This is a genomic window from Methylobacterium sp. NPDC097929 (assembly GCF_049543375.1).
Classification (GTDB): domain Bacteria; phylum Pseudomonadota; class Alphaproteobacteria; order Rhizobiales; family Beijerinckiaceae; genus Methylobacterium.
Genome location: NZ_JBMVEP010000010.1, coordinates 54,296 through 72,759 on the forward strand (window position 1 = coordinate 54,296; position 18,464 = coordinate 72,759).

The 18,464-nt window shown below is 65.0% G+C and carries 18 protein-coding genes; 10 read left to right on the forward strand and 8 right to left on the reverse strand.

Translation table 11 applies throughout. From position 1 onward, the window contains the following. Positions 1–21: 21 nt before the first annotated feature. A complete protein-coding gene (locus tag ACPCJR_RS20050) occupies positions 22–258 on the reverse strand; it encodes a hypothetical protein (RefSeq protein ID WP_391514527.1) in 237 nt (78 codons plus the stop codon). 300 nt (positions 259–558) lie between these two features. Then, the gene (locus ACPCJR_RS20055; RefSeq protein ID WP_391514525.1) at positions 559–1,941 is read right to left on the reverse strand and encodes an SLC13 family permease; all 1,383 of its coding nucleotides are present in this window, start codon (positions 1,939–1,941) and stop codon (positions 559–561) included. A gap of 205 nt (positions 1,942–2,146) precedes the next feature. On the opposite strand from ACPCJR_RS20055, the gene ACPCJR_RS20060 reads away from it, so the two are divergent. The 4 genes from ACPCJR_RS20060 (at position 2,147) to ACPCJR_RS20075 (ending at position 6,257) form a co-directional block, all read left to right on the forward strand. Further along, complete coding sequence (locus ACPCJR_RS20060) at positions 2,147–2,794, forward strand: GntR family transcriptional regulator (protein WP_391514523.1); 648 nt, start codon at positions 2,147–2,149, stop codon at positions 2,792–2,794. Positions 2,795–3,111: 317 nt separating this feature from the next. Continuing rightward, positions 3,112–3,771: a TerC family protein gene (locus tag ACPCJR_RS20065; protein ID WP_391514521.1), complete on the forward strand. Its 660-nt coding sequence runs from the start codon at positions 3,112–3,114 to the stop codon at positions 3,769–3,771. Positions 3,772–4,197: 426 nt separating this feature from the next. Next, positions 4,198–4,689, forward strand: coding sequence for a hypothetical protein (locus ACPCJR_RS20070; RefSeq protein WP_391514520.1), 492 nt, complete (start codon positions 4,198–4,200; stop codon positions 4,687–4,689). An 11-nt stretch (positions 4,690–4,700) separates the two neighbouring features. After that, entirely contained in the window at positions 4,701–6,257 is a 1,557-nt protein-coding gene (locus ACPCJR_RS20075; protein ID WP_391514518.1) for a hypothetical protein, read from the forward strand. 288 nt (positions 6,258–6,545) lie between these two features. Here ACPCJR_RS20075 and ACPCJR_RS20080 read toward each other — a convergent pair whose 3' ends face one another. The 4 genes from ACPCJR_RS20080 to oxlT (ACPCJR_RS20095) all read right to left on the reverse strand — a co-directional run bounded on the left by ACPCJR_RS20080 (position 6,546) and on the right by oxlT (ACPCJR_RS20095) (position 10,885). Beyond that, complete coding sequence (locus ACPCJR_RS20080) at positions 6,546–7,211, reverse strand: Crp/Fnr family transcriptional regulator (protein ID WP_391514516.1); 666 nt, start codon at positions 7,209–7,211, stop codon at positions 6,546–6,548. A gap of 472 nt (positions 7,212–7,683) precedes the next feature. Beyond that, on the reverse strand, positions 7,684–7,920 hold the full coding sequence (locus tag ACPCJR_RS20085) for a DUF6894 family protein (RefSeq protein ID WP_391514514.1): 237 nt from the start codon (positions 7,918–7,920) through the stop codon (positions 7,684–7,686). Between the two features lie 89 nt (positions 7,921–8,009). Beyond that, complete coding sequence (gene oxlT, locus ACPCJR_RS20090; RefSeq protein ID WP_391514512.1) at positions 8,010–9,335, reverse strand: oxalate/formate MFS antiporter; 1,326 nt, start codon at positions 9,333–9,335, stop codon at positions 8,010–8,012. 254 nt (positions 9,336–9,589) lie between these two features. After that, a complete protein-coding gene (gene oxlT, locus ACPCJR_RS20095; protein ID WP_391514510.1) occupies positions 9,590–10,885 on the reverse strand; it encodes an oxalate/formate MFS antiporter in 1,296 nt (431 codons plus the stop codon). 427 nt (positions 10,886–11,312) lie between these two features. Between oxlT (ACPCJR_RS20095) and ACPCJR_RS20100 the strand changes: the two genes are divergently transcribed. The 4 genes from ACPCJR_RS20100 (at position 11,313) to ACPCJR_RS20115 (ending at position 14,386) form a co-directional block, all read left to right on the forward strand. Continuing rightward, complete coding sequence (locus ACPCJR_RS20100) at positions 11,313–11,720, forward strand: CBS domain-containing protein (RefSeq protein ID WP_391514625.1); 408 nt, start codon at positions 11,313–11,315, stop codon at positions 11,718–11,720. Positions 11,721–11,849: 129 nt separating this feature from the next. Then, a complete protein-coding gene (locus ACPCJR_RS20105; protein ID WP_110353392.1) occupies positions 11,850–12,143 on the forward strand; it encodes a hypothetical protein in 294 nt (97 codons plus the stop codon). A 21-nt stretch (positions 12,144–12,164) separates the two neighbouring features. Next, entirely contained in the window at positions 12,165–13,979 is a 1,815-nt protein-coding gene (locus tag ACPCJR_RS20110) for a hypothetical protein (RefSeq protein WP_391514509.1), read from the forward strand. A gap of 239 nt (positions 13,980–14,218) precedes the next feature. Next, on the forward strand, positions 14,219–14,386 hold the full coding sequence (locus tag ACPCJR_RS20115; RefSeq protein ID WP_391514507.1) for a hypothetical protein: 168 nt from the start codon (positions 14,219–14,221) through the stop codon (positions 14,384–14,386). On the opposite strand, the gene ACPCJR_RS20120 is transcribed toward ACPCJR_RS20115, so the two are convergent. Both ACPCJR_RS20120 and frc read right to left on the reverse strand, forming a co-directional pair. Then, positions 14,368–14,577: a hypothetical protein gene (locus ACPCJR_RS20120; protein ID WP_391514505.1), complete on the reverse strand. Its 210-nt coding sequence runs from the start codon at positions 14,575–14,577 to the stop codon at positions 14,368–14,370. The two genes, ACPCJR_RS20115 and ACPCJR_RS20120, sit on opposite strands and share 19 nt — an antisense overlap. 134 nt (positions 14,578–14,711) lie before the next feature. After that, positions 14,712–15,989: a formyl-CoA transferase gene (gene frc / locus ACPCJR_RS20125; protein ID WP_391514504.1), complete on the reverse strand. Its 1,278-nt coding sequence runs from the start codon at positions 15,987–15,989 to the stop codon at positions 14,712–14,714. 382 nt (positions 15,990–16,371) lie between these two features. Between frc and ACPCJR_RS20130 the strand changes: the two genes are divergently transcribed. Further along, positions 16,372–17,055, forward strand: coding sequence for a GntR family transcriptional regulator (locus ACPCJR_RS20130; protein ID WP_391514503.1), 684 nt, complete (start codon positions 16,372–16,374; stop codon positions 17,053–17,055). Positions 17,056–17,368: 313 nt separating this feature from the next. Then, positions 17,369–18,463: a glycosyltransferase family 4 protein gene (locus ACPCJR_RS20135; protein ID WP_391514501.1), complete on the forward strand. Its 1,095-nt coding sequence runs from the start codon at positions 17,369–17,371 to the stop codon at positions 18,461–18,463. Position 18,464 lies beyond the last annotated feature (1 nt).

An 18,464-nucleotide genomic window follows, 5' to 3' on the forward strand; every position in this document is an offset into this window, starting at 1 on the left:
GCGCCGGTGAGCCGTCATCCCTTAGCGGTGGAACGACCAGCCGTTCAGGCCCCAGCCGTCGCCGCCGAAGGGGAGGTCGGCCGGGCGCCGGCGGTAGTGACGGACCAGAAGCTCCGCCTCCTGCGCGCGGCTGGCCAGCAGGGTGGCCGCGAGGCCGGGGCGGCCCTTGGCGCGGGAGAGAGCCTTCCGCTGCGCCAGGCGAGCCGTCCGGCGCTGAAGGCCCGCGAGCGAGCGATCGAGAAGAGCGGTGATGGTCAAGGACAGGATTCCTTTGCGGAACGTGGCAATCCTTGAGCGTTTCCTTTCCCGATAGATGGCCCCGTGCTTGGCCTTTCAGAATGGCCGGGACTGCATGTTCGACATGCGGCGCGTACATGTGAATCGCCCGGCACCCGCGCGAACGAGAAGGGGGCGAGGGTCTGCACCCCCGCCCCCCTCGCTTCGGCCTGCCGCGATCGCGCTTTGCAGCATCGTCCCGACAAGTGGCCGCCGGCTTTCGGGACGATGCGAGACAAGAGACGAGACCATCGTGCCGGATACGATATCCGGCACGATGCTTCAGAGCACGACGAACAGGGCCCAGACCACGATCGGCGCCAGCAGCGTGACGATCGCGCCGTAGGCCATCAGCTTGCGGAAGAAGGCCTCGCGGTCGACGCCCTGGGCGTTGGCGAGAACGAGGGCGCCGTTGGTCGAGAACGGGCTGACATCGACGATGGTCGAGGCGACTGCCATCGCGGCGATGAAGCCGACCGCGCTGACGCCGGTCCCGGCCTGCAGGAACGGGACGGCGAGCGGGATGAGCGATCCCAGCACCGCCGTGGAGGAGGCGAAGGCCGAGACGACGGCACCGATGAAGCAGAGCAGCAGCGCGGCGAGCATCGGCGAGGCGAGGCCGGCCACGCTGTCGCCGACGAAGGTGATGGTGCCCATCTTCTCCAGCACGACGACGTAGGTGCTCACACCGGTGATCAGCATGATCTCGGGCCAGGCCACCTGCCCCATCGCGCGCTTCTGGAGGTTCGGCGCGATCAGGGACAGGATCAGGCCGATCGTGATCGCCACGAAGCCGATGTCGAGGTTGAAGGCGAGGACGAGAACCGCGAGCGCGACGAGGCCGAGCAGCGTGACGATCTGGTACCAGTTGCCGTCCCCGCTCGTCGACGCGTCGCCCGGCCGGTCGACCACCGAGCGCCCCGGCTTCTGCCCGGTCTCGAGGGCGATCTCCTCGCTCAGCGCCTCGGCCTCGGCATCGCCGTAGACCTGCGGGCCGGATTGCGGCGACGCGATCTCGGCATGGGGAACGGTGAGCGCCGGCGCGGCCGCGGCCTTCGCCTGCAGGAGCTTGCGGCCGCCGAGCGCGAAGAACAGCAGCACCGCGACGGCGAAGTTGACGCTCAAGCTCGCCAGGAAGGTCGTCATCTCGCTCAGCGGAAGGCCGGCCTTGGCGACCACCCGGTTGGTGATGCCGCCGTAGATGCTGATCGGCGAGAAGCCGCCCGCCTGCGCGCCGTGGACCACCATGAGGCCCATGAGCAGGGGGGAGATGCTGTACTTGAACGCGAAGCCCAGCGCGATCGGCGCGATGATCGCGACGGCGCCCGGGCTCACGGCACCGACCGAGGTCAGGACGGCGGAGATCGCGAACATGATCCACGGGATCGCGGCGATCCTGCCCCGCACGGCCCTCACCGCGAGCCGCACCAGCCAGTCGATCGTGCCGTTGTTCTGCGCGATGGCGAAGAGGAAGGTGATGCCGACCAGCGTCAGGAACAGCCCGCCGGGAAAGCCGGCGATGATGGCGTTCGTGGTCTGGCCGGCGACCAGGGTGCCGACCAGGAAGGCGCCGACGAAGGCCAGAACGCCCATGTTGACGGGCAGGATCGTGGCGACGACGAACATCGCAACGAGGGCGTAGATCGAGATCAGCTGTGGTGACACGGCACCCGCTCCTCAGTTTCCTCCCTGCGTCGTGCGGACGAGCGGCGTCACGCCGGTCGCCGGGGATTGCGCAGGCGAATCCCTCGTTTTCTTTCGTTCACGAAATACCCAGCGACGCATCCATGGTCAACAATCTTGTATACAATAATCGGCTTGAAAAATCATGCTCCGGCGTTCTAGGATGCGTGCAGATGAGGCGCAGGCCATGAGACGAGCTCAGACTCTCCGAGACACGCTCGAGCAGGAGATCATCACCGGCACGCTCCGTCCGGGGGACCGGCTCGACGAACAGCGGCTAGCGACCCGATTCGAAGTGTCCCGCACGCCGATCAGGGAAGCGCTCATGCAACTGGCCTCGACAGGACTGGTCGAACTGCAGGCGCGGCGCGGCGCGTTCGTGGCGATGCTCAGCTTCAAGGATGTGGTCGAGCGCTTCGAGGTGATGGCCGCGCTGGAGGGCATGTGCGGAGCCCTGGCCGCGCGCCGGATCACCACATCGAAGCAGCGCGAACTCGAACAGGCGCACGAGGCCTGCATCCAGGAGGCGTCCGAGGAGAATGCGGACGCCTATTACTACGCGAACGAGCGCTTTCATCACCTCATCTACGAGGCCTGCCAGAACACGTTCCTGACCGAGCAGGCGTCACAGCTCCATGCTCGCCTGAAGCCGTACCGCCGCCTGCAGCTGCGGGCGCGAAGCCGGGTGGCGAACTCCCTGGCGGAGCATCAGAGCATCGTCGATGCGCTTCGAGACGGCGACAGCGAGCGGACCGAACACTTGCTGCGCGAGCACATCCTGATCCAGGGGGAACGCTTGGCGGATTTCATCGCGACGTTCGAGCGCGCGGCCTAGAGCATCGTCCCGAAAGGTGGCCGCCGGCTTTCGGAAAAAGACGATGCGAAACAAGAGGCTGGAACCTCGTGCCGGATACGATATCCGGCGCGAGGTTCCGGAGCGCCCGCTGGAATGGCGCAGAGGGGCGCGGAACGACAAGGAGCCGGCGGCGGGACCGGGCACGGCTCCGGAGCCTCGACCGGCAGGCTCTCCTTTGGGGAGCCGACAAACGACCTTTCGAGACGACGCGGCCACCGGCCGGGCGTTCGAAGCGATCGCCCGACATCAACGGGCTGTGTTCAAGGGGAGAACGCGATGACCTGGGGGCCCAAGCCATGAGCGAACTGCTGACCACCGAGGTCCTGACGGCCTTTCTCCAAGTCATCATGATCGATCTCGTCCTGGCCGGGGACAACGCCGTGGTGATCGGTCTGGCCGCGGCCGGATTGCCGAAGGATCAGCGCAACAAGGCGATCCTGATCGGGATCATCGCGGCCACGGTCCTGCGCATCGTCTTTGCCAGCCTCACGACCCAGCTCCTGGAGATCGTCGGCCTGCTCCTGGCCGGCGGCATCCTGCTGCTCTGGGTCTGCTGGAAGATGTGGCGGGAGCTGCGGGCCGGCCATGCGGAGCAGGCCCTCGAAGCCGAGGAGGCGCTGGAAGACCGCGACCTCGATCAGGACGGCCAGATCGCCGAGCACGCGCCGCGCAAGACCTTCGCCCAGGCCGCATGGCAGATCGTGATCGCCGACGTGTCCATGTCGCTCGACAACGTGCTGGCGGTGGCCGGCGCGGCGCGCGAGCACCCGATCGTGCTGATCTTCGGCCTGGGCCTCTCGATCGCCCTGATGGGCATCGCCGCGAGCTTCATCGCCCGCCTGCTCCAGAAGTACCACTGGATCGCCTATGTCGGTCTGGCCGTCATCCTCTACGTGGCCGGCGAGATGATCTACCGCGGAATCCTGGAGGTCTGGCCTGTCATCCAGGGAGCTTAGCCACGCATCCAGGCTCCATGCCCGGCCGGCCCTCCGATCCGAACTATCGGGGGGCCGGCGGGGCCAAACCGTCCAGGGTCCGGATTCGATTTTTTGCCGACAGATGTTTGCGGGTTGTAGAGGAACTGTCTTTTCCCCGCTGTACTTTCTACAATGCGATAACCTTGCAGCCTATCCACCCTTGGAAGGCGTGTTCTCATCGCATATTTAAGCCTCCACAATAGCCTCATTGAAAAATTTTCAGGAGTCCGAATCATTTATCGCATCAATCAAATCCTATACTTCGTAAAACAGACTTACTCTATGAACACAAGCACACATTTCTACTTTAGTGCCCGGAAAGACAAATAGGCCCTCGCGCGAACGGCGCTTGAAGTCGTCGCGGACAACTTCCAATATGATGATTGAAAGAACCCACCCGAATCAATGAAATCTCAAAAAAATTGGGATGTTTTGATGCTACATGCTTCAACCGTTTGGGACGCAATCATCGCAGGGGCTGCTATCTCGTCAAGCGAGGCAGTGAAACTTGCAACTAAAGAAGCTTACACGGCCATCAAGAACGAGGTCGTTGAAATATGGGGACGTCAAGCTTTTCGCGCTATAGTCAAAGTTGAGGCCAACCCGAACTCCAGCGACGCAATAGAGGTATTGAAGGATGCCATACCATCAATATCTGCCGAAGATACAAAGACAATGATTGTTTTGCTAAGAACACTGGACAAAAAAATAGCGCAAGATGTCGATGCACAAACAAAAATGAGCCAAGCCCAAGTACGCTTTAAGCTCGTTATCGAAAGAAAGGCCGTGATCGGCGAGATCGTGAATGCCCAATCCGTAGATATTGACGCAAAAGCTGGCAGCTTTGAATCTAAGAAAATTTCTATGACCTCCACAAAATCACAGGGAAATCATTAGACACACCATCATTGGCCCAAGCTGGTGTGTTAAAGGACTCGGGGCTCGAAAAGCTCAATATACGCGTAGAAGCGGGCGGTGACGCGAGTGTCGGCGCAATTACCACCAACAATCATCATAATTATTTCTTTGTCGGATTCGGCCCGGATGATCACATTGACGAGATAGTCCGAAATGTTGAGGTCTCAAACGAAATAAGAAAACTTCTCAATTGTAACTTCACTCAGCGAGATGGATATTTTTTGAGGGGGGCATTCCGTCAGGCACTTAGAAATGAAGCAGTCTACGTGCAGCCTGAGGAATTCAAGCTGATCAATAAACAGTTCTCCGCTGGCCTTTCTCACGGAAAATTCAACAATGATTTAGGCCTTAAGCAAGCTTTCGCAAATTGTTCGCAGCTTGTAAGTCTAGAGCAGCGCCGCGAAATCTGCTGCGATGCCGACAGGCGGCGATGGAGTGTCGATGCCGGCTTGGCAAATCAAATCGCAAATCGCTCCTACAATGACTGCAGCTTGAAAGCGATAAGAACTACCCCAGGGATAAATGACGGCACTCTAGCAATTATGGAGTCAATTGAATATTATATTAGCGGGGACAACGTAAATATTCAAGACAATACAACGCGGCTGCTGCTCGCATTCAATTGCTCGGACAGCGAATACTCTAGAGCGCTAATTTTAAATCGCTTGATTGTCAACGCAAATCTTCTTTCAGATTTCAGCATTGTGGAAAATTACATAGATAAAATCGATTTTGACGATATTCAAGACACTAACCTTACAGCGAAGATACTCGATGCGTACGCAACCCTGACCTTTAACAGATTATCGGACAAGGAGTTTCCCTGCTTCGAGGGTGCCGACCTCACAAAAATAATCGACGCCTGGAACACGCGAGGTGTTATAGTTGGCGATGCCGATCTCGACAAAGAGTATATTGAGAGATTCGGACTGCATATTTTTACTATTCAGCAAATGAGATATTTCCATACCTGCGCAAGTCTTGATAGAAGCGCAGACAATTTTTCCAGCTTCCGCAATTTGCGCGCTCAAATGATTGAAAATTTTTTAAAATCAATCGATCTTGCTGAAAAACTCCCCGAGCATCATAATATCGCGAAGGATTTTTTTGGATCTCTTCAAAGGCCAGCCTTCCATGCTCTTCTTTGTCGTGATTTCGATCACTTGACTGAAATAATGAATATTTATTTCGGTCGGAATGGTTACGGCATCAGTTCGGCGTTAGATAATGCAAGAACTGAAGTTTTGAAAACGAAGGGCCTCAACCGCCAGTGGATGACATTGCTGGACATAACTTCAAAAATTTCTTATAGGAAAGAAGAAGCAATTTTACAATTTGAGCAGTTTGTAAAAGACTATTTGATTACATCAAAAAAACCACTCGCAAGAAACCACGTCATCTTAAATATTTTGCCGTATGTTGCTCAAGCAATAGGATTCGATGGATCTAGGCTCACCAAAGAGAGTGCCGCCATCAAATCATCCATGATATCAAAGCAGACACTACATCGAGCTTACGGACTGGCCATAGTCAATAATCTGCGCTAAATATGGAAAGCACTACACATGACACTGAATACGGCTCATATGAATACGACTTGAGATTTTCGATCATCCTCGACCTATTTCCAGAAAATATTCTCAATCGTTCGTTTGAAGCATGCTGGAACGAGTTCGCCTATGCTGGTTGCAGGTCTCTGCCAAATTCATCAACTGAAAATGGACCATCACAGAAGCTGCCCAAGGTCGAGAGCGCCCCCTCGCGCGGTCAAGCTGCTTGAGTTCTGACCTCAAAGCGGCGCGGAACGGACCACTGTCACGACGTCGAGCCCGCCCCTACCCGTCGAGGTGCAGGTAGTCCGGCCGGAACTCGGCGACCTCGATCAGGCGGGGCAGATCGAGAATCGTCAGGCGCTTGCCCGTGCGCTCGATCAGCCGCATGCGCCGCAACTCGCCCAGCGAGCGGTTCACGTGGACGGGCGTCATGCCGGTGGTGTCGGCGAGGTCGATCTGCGTGATCGGCAGCAGGTAGCTCCGCTTGTCTGCCCGTCCCACGGCACGCAGGCGCAGGTACAGCTCGCAGAACAGGTGCGCGAGGCGCTCCACGGCCGAACGGCGGCCGATATTCACGATCCACTCGCGCAGGATCGCCTCCTCGGTCAGCGCCGCCATGCGCAGGGTGCGGGCGAAGGAGGGATGACGCTGCAGCTCCCGGACCTGTTCGGGCGGGAGGCGCCCGACGCTGCAGGTCGAGAGCGTGCCGATTCCGTGATCCATCCGCTGAAGCAGGGAGCCGTCGAGGTCGCACAGATCGCCCGGGAGAAGGAAGGACAGGATCTGGCGTGCCCCGTTCTCCCGCAGCTTGTAGCGGCAGGCGAAGCCGTCGAGGAGCACGAACAGGCCCTCGGGCCGTTCGCCCTCGCGGATCAGGTCGGTGCCGGAGGGCAGCGTTCGCGCGCCCAGATCGAGGACGGTGAGGGGGCCCGGTTCGGAAGCCCGCATCGGCGGGACTTGCAGCGAGCCGTACGCCGAAGATCGATCCAAGGCAGATCCGTCGATCGTCATCGTTCCCCCGTCCCGGACGCACGGCAGGTTCCCCGATCTTTCGACCATACCCGGGCTGCGATCAATCTAAACAGCGAAGCATCTCGACCGAACTACATAGGTAGGGTTGGACACCGCATAGGATATTCGCCGCCACCGCCCCAAATCCGAAACCGCCGATGAGGACAGGGGGCGAACTTGGTTACTTCCCGTTCATCGTGCAATGACAGGCCGGCACCCCGAACGATTGCATCGCTGTCGTCACTTACGCTCAACCGTAAGGATTGACGCGCGCCGCCCGGCCCCGTTCGTCATGCGATGTCTGGAGGAACGTGATGCGCGGCGACGCGTGCCAGTCCGGATACCGGCCGAACACCGCAAACGACGCGATCGTCCCCGTCGGCGGTCCAGGCCCCGGAGCAGGGTGCGGTCAGGTCAGCCGGAGCACGTCCTTCAACCGCACGATCTCCAGCAGCGCGCCCGCCGCGTCCCTGATCTCGATCTGCTGACCGTCGAGCAACTCGCCGGCCCGGACCATGCCGGCCATGATGTCGCGCGCGGCCTCCCGCGCCTCGGCCCGCGCGGCGTTCAGATCCGGCAGTTCCGACCCATCGGGATCCTCCATCAGCTCGGTGCCGTCACGAAGGTGCAGAAAGAAGCGTGCCATGACCGGAAAACCGTGGCCGGACCGACGGGTTTCGCGGGAATTGGCCGCCGCCGCGACGCGGATGTCGCGGCGGCGGTCGTCTTATGCCCTCAAGCGAGTTTGACCTTGCGTGCCTCGATCGCGTCGGCGATCTCGGCCTCCGCGGCGAGGTAGCGCCGCCGCATCGGCTTCAGCACGAAGACGGCCAGGGCCGCGGCCGAAATATTCAGGACGATGATCAGCCCGAACACCGCCGACCAGCCATAGGCCGACGAGAGAACGCTGGCCAAGGGCACGAGGAAGGCCGCCGTTCCCTTGGCCGTGTAGAGAAGCCCGGCATTGCTCGCCGCGTACGTCGAACCGAAGGTGTCGCCACAGGTCGCCGGGAACAGCGAGTAGATCTCGCCGAACACGGCAAAATACATCGCCGTGCTCAGCACGAACACGACCGGGTTGCGCCCGTAGCCCAGCAGCAGGATGCAGGCCGTGGCCGCGATGGTGAAGGCGATGAACATCGTGTTCTCGCGGCCGATGTTGTCCGAGACCCAGCCGAAGAACGGCCGGCCGAACCCGTCGAAGATGCGGTCGAGCGAGATCGCCAGCGTCAGCGCCGCCATCTGCAGCCCGAACAGGCTCATCGTCACCCCGGCCACATGGAAGTCGTGGGCGATCGGGGCGATCTGCGCCGCCGCCATCAGGCCGCCGGAGGCGACCATCACGAACAGGGCGTACATGGTCCAGAACACGGGCGTGCGCACCGCCTCGCGCGGGCTGCGGTCGATCTTGGTCTGGGGCAGGCGCAGGTTCTTGCGCCGGATCGGCACGGCGACGGTGGGCTTGCGCAGCAGGAACGAGAGCAGGACGACGACGAGCCCTTGCCCGAGGCCGAAGACGAGGAAGGCCTGGGCGTAGCCGCTCGACGCGATCATGTTGGCGATCGGGATCACGGTGATCGCCGCGCCGGCGCCGAAGCCCGCCGCGGTCGCGCCCGCGGCGAGGCCCCGGCGATCGGGGAACCACTTGAGGGCGTTGCCGACGCAGGTACCGTAGACAGAGCCCGCGCCGATGCCGCCGATCACGGCGGCCGCGTAGAGCAGGAAGAGGGAATCGGCGTAGGCGTTGAGGGTCCAGGACAGGGCGATCATCACGCCGCCGAAGCAGACCACGACGCGCGGTCCGTAGCGGTCGACGAACCAGGTCTCGATGGGCACGAGCCAGGTTTCGGTGGCCACGAAGATGGTGAAGGCGAACTGGATCGCGGTGCGGCCCCAGTGGTGCTGAGCGTCGATGGGATCGACGAACAGGGTCCAGCCGTACTGGAGGTTGGCGATCATGGCCATGCACAGCACGCCGAAGGCGAGTTGCCACCACTTGGCGGAGGGCGCGTCGACGGGCGCATCCTGGCGCGCCTGCGGCTCGGCCGGTTGGTAAGCCATCCGGTTACTCCTTAAAATGTCTGTGATGCCTGCCCGCTCGCTCGGCGAATCCGGCAGGACGCTCTCTCAAGGTGACGAGAAGAGGATCTCGGGCGCGCGGCGGCGCGACCCTCCACGGAGGGCGAGCGCGGCGGCGGGAGCCGTCCGATCCGTCGGGCGGGGTCGGGGAACGGGCCCCGTGCCGGACGCGGTCCGGCACGGGTTGTCGATCCGTGGGAGATCGGCCGGACGAGCGGTCCGGCCGAGGGCCGTTCTCAGTGGGCGGCGGCCGGCTTCGGCTCCGCCGCCGGGGTCGCCGGAGCCCGGGTATAGGCCTGCCGCATCGGCTTGAGGACGAAGATCGCCATCAGCGCCGCGAGGATGTTGAGCGCGGCGGCTGCCAGGAACACGGCGTGCCACGAGCCCGTCATCGTGGTGAGGATGCTGGTATAGGGCACGATCAGGGCCGCGGTGCCCTTGGCCGTGTAGAGCAGGCCCGCATTGGTGGCCGCGTACTTGGAGCCGAAGGTGTCGCCGCAGGTCGCCGGGAACAGCGAGTAGATCTCGCCCCAGGCGAAGAAGACGAGACCGGTCAGGATCACGAACATGATCGGGTCCTGGCCGAACTGGCTCAAGAGGTAGATGCCCACGCCCTCGATGCCGAAGGAGAGGAACATCGTGTTCTCGCGGCCGATATGGTCGGAGATCCAGCCGAAGAGCGGACGCGTGACGCCGTTGAGCACGCGGTCGATGGTGGCTGCGAAGGTCAGGGCCGGCAGGGTGATGCCCATGAGGCTGACCGGCACGTCGGCGATGTGGAAGTCCTTGGCGATGGGGCCGAGCTGGGCGGTGGCCATCAGGCCGCCGGCCGCCATCATCACGAACATCGCGTACATCACCCAGAAGATCGGCGCGCGCACCATCTCCCCGGGGGTGAAGTCGCGCTTGCTCTGGCTGACGCGGGCGATCTCGGGCACCTGGCCCTTCTTCGGCGCGAGCAGGAACAGGGCGATCAGCATCACGACGAGGCCCTGGCCGATGCCGAACCAGAAGAAGGCGTGCTCGTAGCTGTAATGGTGGATGACGGCCTGGATCGGCACCACGGTGAGCGCCGAGCCCGCGCCGAAGCCCATGGCGGTGAGGCCGGCGGCCAGACCGCGGCGGTCGGGGAACCACTTGAGCGAGTTGCCGACGCAGGTGCCGTAGACCGCGCCCGCGCCGGTGCCGCCGATGACGGCGCCGAGATAGAGCATGGTGAGCGTGTCGGCGTAGGCGTTGATCACCCAGGCCAGCCCGCACATCAGGCCGCCGGCGAGCGTGACGACCCGCGGGCCGTACTTGTCGACGAACCAGCCCTCGATCGGAACGAGCCAGGTCTCGGTGACGACGAAGAGGGTGAAGGCGACCTGGATCGCGGCGCGATCCCAGCCGTGCCGCTCTTGAATCGGGTTGACGAAGAACGTCCACCCATACTGCATGTTGGCGATCATGCACATGCAGATGATGCCGAACAGCAGCTGCAGCCAACGGCTTGTGGGCGCCGAAGCGCCCTTTGTCGATAGATCGGTCATGGACGTATCTCCAGAATAGCTCGATTGTTCGAGCTTTTTTGATCGTGTTTTTGTCGAACTGATCCCCTGCCATCGCGGACGTTGCCGGATGCTTGCAGAGGACTGAAGCCTGCGGACGGCTCGAAGTGCAGTCTGTCGTCAGGTCGTCTGTCCTGACATCACCTCCCTCGTCGATGCCGGCCGCTTCGCGCCGGTGGAATCACGGGACGGGCACCGGACCCTGAACGGGAGGCCGGATCGTGCATGATCGGGCCTGGCGTGGAGAGAACGGGCGGACGGGCGGGTCGATCCTGCAGACCACCCGTCGGCGGGTGGCACCATAATTCAAAATCCAGAATTGACAACAGGTATGCTGTATACCAACCTCCTTTCATGAGCGCGCCCCGGCCGAGAGGCGCGCCGTTGGAGGAGCGCCGTGTTCACGACGATGCGCCGAAAACCGGACGCGGACGGCGTCCGAACCATTCAGCGGGACCGCTCCGTGGCCGAGGCCACGCAGCTCCTGGCCGAGCCGGGCACGGGCGCGCTCCTGGTCGTCGAGGACGATGCCGAGGCGAGCGTGGTCGGGCTCCTCACCCAGCGCGACATCTTCCGCGCCGTGGCCGCCGAGGGTCCCGAGGTCTACAGCCGCTCCGTCTGGCTCATCACCGACCGGGATTTTCCCGCGATCGACATCACGGCCTCCGCGCAGGAGCGGCTGCAAACCTTCTGCGAGCGGCGGGTCGATCACATCGCGCTCATGGAATCGTGCCGCGTCAGCGCGATCCTGAGCATCTGGGATTGCGCGGGCGAGGCGCGGATGGCGGCCAGCCCGCCGGCTCCGCCACGGCCGTGAGAGTGAGAGTTCGCGCCGGGTTGCCGAAGGTGATGGCAAGGCCGGCGGGAAGCGTGCAAGGTGCGCCGAGCGTCGTGAGCGAGATCTCCGCCGCAGGCCGGAAGAACGAGTCCGTAGAAGGCGTCCGCCATGGAAACCCCCTTGAAGCATCTGACCGTCGTCGAGTGCCCGGTCGTTTTCCCCGGGGAGAACGAATTCGGCTCGTCGAGCATCGACATGCTGCCCCGCCTCGGCATCGCCGGCGGCCTTGAGAGCCGGCACATCCGCGTCCTCGACGAGCGGATCATCGCCGTGTGCATCTGGCGCAGCGCGTTCTGCGCCAAGCTGTTCTTCGACGCCGCGTGGCACGAGCGGGCCGCAACCCTCTGGGGCGAGGCCTACCAGCTCCGCTTCGAGGAGATCGAGAACGCCTCCGCCGCCTGAGCCGAGCGGGAGGGCGGCGCGATGGAACCGGCCGCCCCACCGTCGGTCGAGGCGCGGGACGCGCCGGCCTTCCATGCCTGGAATCCGGGCCTCGAACCCGGCCTGCCGCGGGCCATGCGCCCGCTGGCCACGGTGTTCCGGCCCGAGAACGTCGCGCTGCCGCTGGCCGAGATCCTCGAACTCTCGGATCTGAGCGGCCTGCCGGCCACGCAGCTCGCCCCCTTCCGGGCGGAGCGGCTCGTGGTGCACGAGACCCTGATCCGGGTGATGGCCGACATCTCGGTCCCCGTGGGCGAGGTCTATGCCGATCTCGGCCTGAACTTCCGGCGCATCGTCACCACGCTCCTGCGCGAGGGCGTCAACGCGCGGCTCGCCGCGGTCTCGGCCGAACTCGAGGCGGTGCGCGCCGAGGCCGACGCCGTGCTGGAGCGCGAACTCGCGGCCCTGTTCGACGAGCCGCCCGCGCCCGCGGCCGAGCCCGCCAGCGGCTGGGGCGGGCTGCGGCGCCTGCTCGGCGGCCGCGAGGCCCCCTCCCCCACCCCGTCGGGCGACTTCCAGGGCCGCGTCCTCGCGCGCCTGGAGGCGCGCTGCGGCGCATCCCACGAGACCGAGAGCCTGGAGAGCGCCGCCCGCGAGGCCCTGCGCACGGTGTTCGGCCACGTGATCGCCCGCCAGGGCATGCTGATCCGCGACCGGGCGCTGCTGCGCCGGCTCGCCGGCATCCTGGTCACGAACCGCTGCGGCAGCGACCGGATCGGCGCGCTGATCGCGCCCTGGATCGAGGCGGTGGCCGAGGCGCAGGGCTACCACCGGCCGGCACCCCAGGGGCGGCCGGTCGTGATGAACGTCAAGGGCGCCTCGGCCTCGGGCAAGAGCACGATCCGCCCCTACCAGCGCGACCTCGCCGGGCGGATCGGCGCGGACTGGCAGGACTTCGCCGTCGTCACCCCCGATGTCTGGCGCAAGTTTTTGCTCGACTACGACAGTTTAGGACCGGCGCGCCGCTATGCCGGGCCGCTCACCGGCCACGAGGTCGAGATCGTCGATGCCAAGCTCGACCGCTACATCACCCGCAAGGCCGCCGCCGGCCGCCTCTCGCACCTGCTGATCGACCGCTTCCGCTTCGACAGCTTCTCCACGGAGGCCGACGGCGCCGGGCAGCTCCTGACCCGGTTCGGCCAGCACATCCACCTGCAATTCATGGTCACGCCGCCGGAGGAGACGGTGGAGCGCGCCTGGAAGCGGGGCGAGGAGTTCGGGCGCTACAAGGCGGTCGAGGATCTGCTGGCGCACAACGTCGAGGCCTTCACGGGCATGCCGCGGCTGTTCTTCACCTGGGCCCTTCGGCGGGACCGGACGGTGTTCTTCGAATTCCTCGACAACAGCGTGCCGAAGGGCGCGCGCCCGCGCACCATCGCCTTCGGCACGAACGGCGCGATGACGATCCTCGACGCCCGCGGCCTGCTGGCGATCGAGCGCTACCGCCGGATCGACATCCGAGCCCACGCGGCGACCGAGGTTTATCGCGGCGTCGACGGGACCCCGGAGACGGAGGCCGGCTTCCTGCGGGAAGTCCTGCGGCGGCTGGCGGTGGTGCGCTTCGCGCGCCGCGAGACGGGCCGCGTCTTCGCCCGCTTCGAGGGCGGGCGCCTCGTCGCCCTCGACCGGGCGGGCCTGACCGAGGCGCTCGGCGAGCCGGAGAGCGCCGGAGCGCTGGGCACGGTCGGCCTCGGCCCCGAGACCGGCGATCTGCCGGAGATCGACGAAACCCTCGTGCCGTCGGAGACCTCGACGCTCGGCGCGTGGGGCGAGCAAACCGTCCGCGATCCGTCCTGACTGGCCGGAAATGCTGCGTCGCGAGATCGTCGTGAGATGGAGAGCCGGATCGGGCCTCCGGCTTGGAAGGCGAGGAAAGGATCGCGTTTCGCCTTCAGCGCAGCGCGCGACCTTTCTGAACGCGTGCGAAGCGCGCGTCTCCATCTGGTATTTTGTACTTCACGACCCGCGCGGGCTGACATAGGCTGGCGATGTTTGCACGGCACCATCGTCGGCGCAGCATCGCTTCGGAGACATCCATGCTCGCCACCTGGCTCGCCGCGCTCCTGTTCCTCGTCGCCCTGCAGGCCCTGCTCGTCGTCAAGCTGGCCGACCGGCTGACCGACTCGGACCTCGCCCGGGACCATGCGGCTCAACCCGGCCGCGCGGCGACGGGTGCGAACGGCCGCTACGCCCAGGCTGCCTGAGACACGCTCCGCTCGGCCTGTCGCGCCGAGGCGGGATCGGTCTGCACCGAGCCCGTTGCGGCGATCCGGGCGGTTCCGGCCGGATCGAGGAGGGTCACGGCACAGGGCGGCGCGTCACGAAAAGCCTGACGCTCGGCGTCGGAGACTTCTCCGAACGCTTCGGCGAGAAAGGCCAGGGCGTCATCGGCCATCACCGTTTCCTCCGCTTGCCGACGCGAACTTCGAAAGGTGCCGCATCCCGTCCGATGGGCATTGGTATCTGGCATACCAAATTTCGGAAATCAAGTTCCGACCGGCCCGGGTGACAGCACGATCGTGCCGCAATTTATTCCGCCGCGTAGCGCTGCACGGCGCCGACGGCGCCAGAACCGAAGATGTCACCGATCTCGGCATCCGAGCATCCCAGCACCTCGCGCAGGATCTCGTCGGTATGCTCGCCGAGCAGGGGCGCCCGTGTCACTTCCGTGGCGCTGGCGGAGAGCTTGATGGGATTGCCCACCGTCAGGTAGGCGCCCCGGGTCGGGTGCTCGACCTCGACCACGGTGCCGCTCGCCCGCAGGGTCGGATCCTCGGCGATCTCCTTCATGGACAGGATCGGCCCGCAGGGAATCTCGTAGGCGTTGAGGATGTCCATCGCCTCAAACTTCTCGTGCTTCATCGTCCACGCCTCGATGCGCGTGAAGATCTCGTTGAGGTGCGGCAGGCGGGCCTTCGGCGTCGCGTAGGCCGGATCGGTCTTCCAGTCCGGCTCGCCGATGATGTCGCAGATCGCGCCCCAGACCGCGCCCTGCGTGATGAAGTAGAGGTAGGCGTTGGGGTCCTGCTCCCAGCCCTTGCACTTGAGGATGCGCCCGGGCTGGCCGCCGCCGGAATCGTTGCCGGCCCGCGGCACCGCCTCGCCGAAGGGGACGCCCTCGCCGTACTGGCTGTACTCCATGAGCGGGCCGTGGCCGAGGCGCTGCTGGTCGCGCAGCTTGACCCGGCAGAGGTTGAGCACCCCGTCCTGCATGGCGCAATCGACCCGCTGGCCCTGCCCCGTCTGGGTGCGCTGGTAGAGGGCGGTGACGATGCCGAGCGCCAGATGCAGGCCCGTGCCGGAATCGCCGATCTGGGCGCCCGAGACCATCGGCACGCCGTCGCGCCAGCCCGTCGTGGAGGCCGCGCCGCCGACGCACTGGGCGACGTTCTCGTAGACCTTGCAATCCTGGTAGCGCCCGGGACCGAACCCCTTCACGGACGCCAGGATCAGGCCCGGATTGGCCGCCTGCAGCCGCTCCCAGGTCAGGCCCATGCGGTCGAGGGCGCCGGGCGCGAAGTTCTCGACGAGCACGTCGCACTCGCCGATCAGCCGCCAGAGCACCTCGTTGCCCTTGGGGTTCTTGGCGTCGAGCGTGATCGAGCGCTTGTTGTGGTTCAGCATCGTGAAGTAGAGGCTGTCCACGCCGGGAAGGTCTTGGAGCTGCTGGCGCGTCGCGTCGCCCGCGCCGGGCCGCTCGACCTTGATCACGTCCGCCCCGAACCAGGCCAGCAGCTGCGTGCAGGTCGGCCCCGATTGCACGTGCGTGAAGTCGAGGATGCGAACGCCTTCGAGAGCCTTGCTCATCCGCCGGTCTCCTCCCCAGGAGAATGGAGTGTCCGCGTGCGCGTGACCCGTCCGATGGCGTCGGCCGAGGGCGCCGGGAAGAGCGTGGCGGTGTCTGGAAGCTCCCGCGAGCCAGGGCGCGTTCGTCGAGAAACTGCCCTGCGCCCGGCGAATACCCGCCGGCATCGACTCTTCCGATGTAATCTGGCATACCAGATGCCAGAGGTCAATAAATTGGGGATGGGCCGGCGCCGCATGGGGACGTGAGCGAAATTCGGGGCAGAACCCGGACGCATGAGCGAGGCCGCCTTGCCTTCTGCCAAGCTAGGCGCCATGCTCTCACGGCACGATGCTTCCACCTCCGGACTCGTATCTCCGTCGGCATCAAGGTCGATCCGAAGCGATGGAAAATTTCTCGATCAAGCCGATCGTTCCGGCAACGAGCCTGCGGACCCTGGCCTACGAGGCCCTGAAATCCGCCATCACCAACATGGACATCTACGGCCAGACCGGGGATGTCCGCCTCGACGAGCGCGGCCTGTCGCAGACGCTCGGCGTCTCCCGCACGCCGATCCGCGAGGCGCTGACGGTGCTGGAGCAGGAAGGCTTCGTGCGCAACGAGCCCCGGCGCGGCGTCTTCGTCGTCAAGAAGACCAAGCGCGAGATCGTCGGCATGATCCAGGCCTGGGCAGCCCTGGAGAGCATGGCCGCGCGACTGGCCTGCACGAATGCCTCGGACGAGGATCTGGCCTGCCTGCGCCGCTCCTTCCCCGAATTCTTCGAAGGCAGCCCCTCCGACCACCTCGACGAGTACTCGGAAGCCAATATCCGCTTCCACCAGAAGATCATCTCGCTGGGCCACAGCGAGGTGATCAAGGACCTGACCAGCAACCTCCTGATGCACGTGCGCGGCATCCGCAACACGGCGATGCGCCAGGGCGACCGCGCCTCGAAGTCGATCGAGGAACACGTGCAGATCATTGAGGCGCTGGAGGCCCGCGACGCCGAGCGCGCCGAGCGCCTCGTGCGCGACCATGGGCTCGGCCTCGCCGCCCACGTGCAGCGCTACGGCAACCACCTCGACTGATGTCGTCGCAGCGGGAGGCCGGCGGTCGCCCGGCCTTGCGCTGCGCACCGTCGGATGGCCGGCGTCCCACCCGGTGCCCGGCCGCGCGACGACGCTGTGGCCTGTCCCCTCTCCGTGCGCCGTCGGGCGAGGCAGCCGCACCGTGACGTGGCGTCACACGCGGCCCGAAGCGACCTTTAATTCCATGCCTCTCCGGTTCCTGAAGGGTTCGTTCATCGGGCGTTCCTAGAGCCTCGGTGATGGTGCGGGCTTCAAGCCTGGCCGTTGGACCCCTCCCCCGGGTCCTCCACGCCGCCGACGCCGGACAACGCCCTTGAAGATCGCCGTCATCGCCCATCTCAAGTTCCCGATCGGCCAGCCGTACCTCGGAGGGCTGGAGATGCACACGCATCATCTGGCCGGGGCACTGCGCCAGCGCGGCCACCGGGTCACCCTGTTCGCCTCGGAAGGCTCCGATCCGGCCCTGGTCCCGCATCCCGTCTGCCCGCCGACCGGCGACGCGCTGGGCGATCCGGTGCTGTGCGAGCGGATCGAGCGCGCCGAGTTCGAGGCCTACGAGCGCATCATGGAGGCGGTGGCCCGCGGCGGCTTCGACATCGTGCACAACAACAGCCTGCACGACCTGCCGCTCCGGGCGAGCAACGCGCTCGCCACGCCGATGACCACGGCCCTGCACACGCCGCCCTTCGAATCCCTCGCCGCGGGCGTGCGGGCAGCCAAGCCGGGCATGATCTTCGCGGCCGTCTCGCCCTCCCTGGCGCAGGAATGGCACGACCTCGTGCCGGAGGCCCGCATCGTCGGCAACGGCATCGACCTCTCGACCTTCGCCTTCAGCCCGGAGGCGGACCCGGCCGGCTACGTGTTCTGGAGCGGGCGGATCGTGCCGGAGAAGGGCACGCATCTGGCCATCGACGCCGCCCGCCGCGCGGGGCTGCCCCTGCGCTTTGCCGGTCCCAAGCCCAATCCGCGCTACTGGGACGAGTGGATCGCCCCGCGGCTCGGCGAGGACGTCGCTTACGTCGGTCATCTCTCCCATCGCGAACTGGCCCGCCAGCTCGGCGGGGCGCGGGCCGCCATCGTCTCCCCGCGCTGGGAGGAGCCCTTCGGCCTCGTCGTCGCCGAGGCCCTGGCCTGCGGCACGCCGGTCGCCGCCTTCGGCCGCGGCGCGATTCCCGACATCGTCGACCGCCATTCCGGCGCGCTCGCCCCCGCCGACGACGTGGCGGCCCTGGCCCGCGCGATCACCCGCGCCGTCGGCCTCGACCGCCGGGCCTGCCGCCGCCGGGCCGAGACGCTCTACGACGCGCAGGTGATGACCGACGGCTACGAGGAGCTCTACCGCGAGGTGCTGGCCGGCGCCCCCGCCAACAGCACCCGCGCGCCCGTCTTCGAACGCCCGGCGGCCTGAG

What these genes read in the sequence shown, in the direction of transcription:
- ACPCJR_RS20060 (WP_391514523.1), top strand. Translation starts at nt 2,147, where the DNA reads ATGAGACGAGCTCAGACTCTCCGAGACACGCTCGAGCAGGAGATCATC.
- ACPCJR_RS20065 (WP_391514521.1), top strand. Translation starts at nt 3,112, where the DNA reads ATGAGCGAACTGCTGACCACCGAGGTCCTGACGGCCTTTCTCCAAGTC.
- ACPCJR_RS20070 (WP_391514520.1), top strand. Translation starts at nt 4,198, where the DNA reads ATGAAATCTCAAAAAAATTGGGATGTTTTGATGCTACATGCTTCAACC.
- ACPCJR_RS20080 (WP_391514516.1), bottom strand. Translation starts at nt 7,211, where the DNA reads ATGCGGGCTTCCGAACCGGGCCCCCTCACCGTCCTCGATCTGGGCGCG.
- ACPCJR_RS20085 (WP_391514514.1), bottom strand. Translation starts at nt 7,920, where the DNA reads ATGGCACGCTTCTTTCTGCACCTTCGTGACGGCACCGAGCTGATGGAG.
- oxlT (WP_391514512.1), bottom strand. Translation starts at nt 9,335, where the DNA reads ATGGCTTACCAACCGGCCGAGCCGCAGGCGCGCCAGGATGCGCCCGTC.
- oxlT (WP_391514510.1), bottom strand. Translation starts at nt 10,885, where the DNA reads ATGACCGATCTATCGACAAAGGGCGCTTCGGCGCCCACAAGCCGTTGG.
- ACPCJR_RS20100 (WP_391514625.1), top strand. Translation starts at nt 11,313, where the DNA reads ATGCGCCGAAAACCGGACGCGGACGGCGTCCGAACCATTCAGCGGGAC.
- ACPCJR_RS20105 (WP_110353392.1), top strand. Translation starts at nt 11,850, where the DNA reads ATGGAAACCCCCTTGAAGCATCTGACCGTCGTCGAGTGCCCGGTCGTT.
- ACPCJR_RS20110 (WP_391514509.1), top strand. Translation starts at nt 12,165, where the DNA reads ATGGAACCGGCCGCCCCACCGTCGGTCGAGGCGCGGGACGCGCCGGCC.
- ACPCJR_RS20115 (WP_391514507.1), top strand. Translation starts at nt 14,219, where the DNA reads ATGCTCGCCACCTGGCTCGCCGCGCTCCTGTTCCTCGTCGCCCTGCAG.
- ACPCJR_RS20120 (WP_391514505.1), bottom strand. Translation starts at nt 14,577, where the DNA reads ATGGCCGATGACGCCCTGGCCTTTCTCGCCGAAGCGTTCGGAGAAGTC.
- frc (WP_391514504.1), bottom strand. Translation starts at nt 15,989, where the DNA reads ATGAGCAAGGCTCTCGAAGGCGTTCGCATCCTCGACTTCACGCACGTG.
- ACPCJR_RS20130 (WP_391514503.1), top strand. Translation starts at nt 16,372, where the DNA reads ATGGAAAATTTCTCGATCAAGCCGATCGTTCCGGCAACGAGCCTGCGG.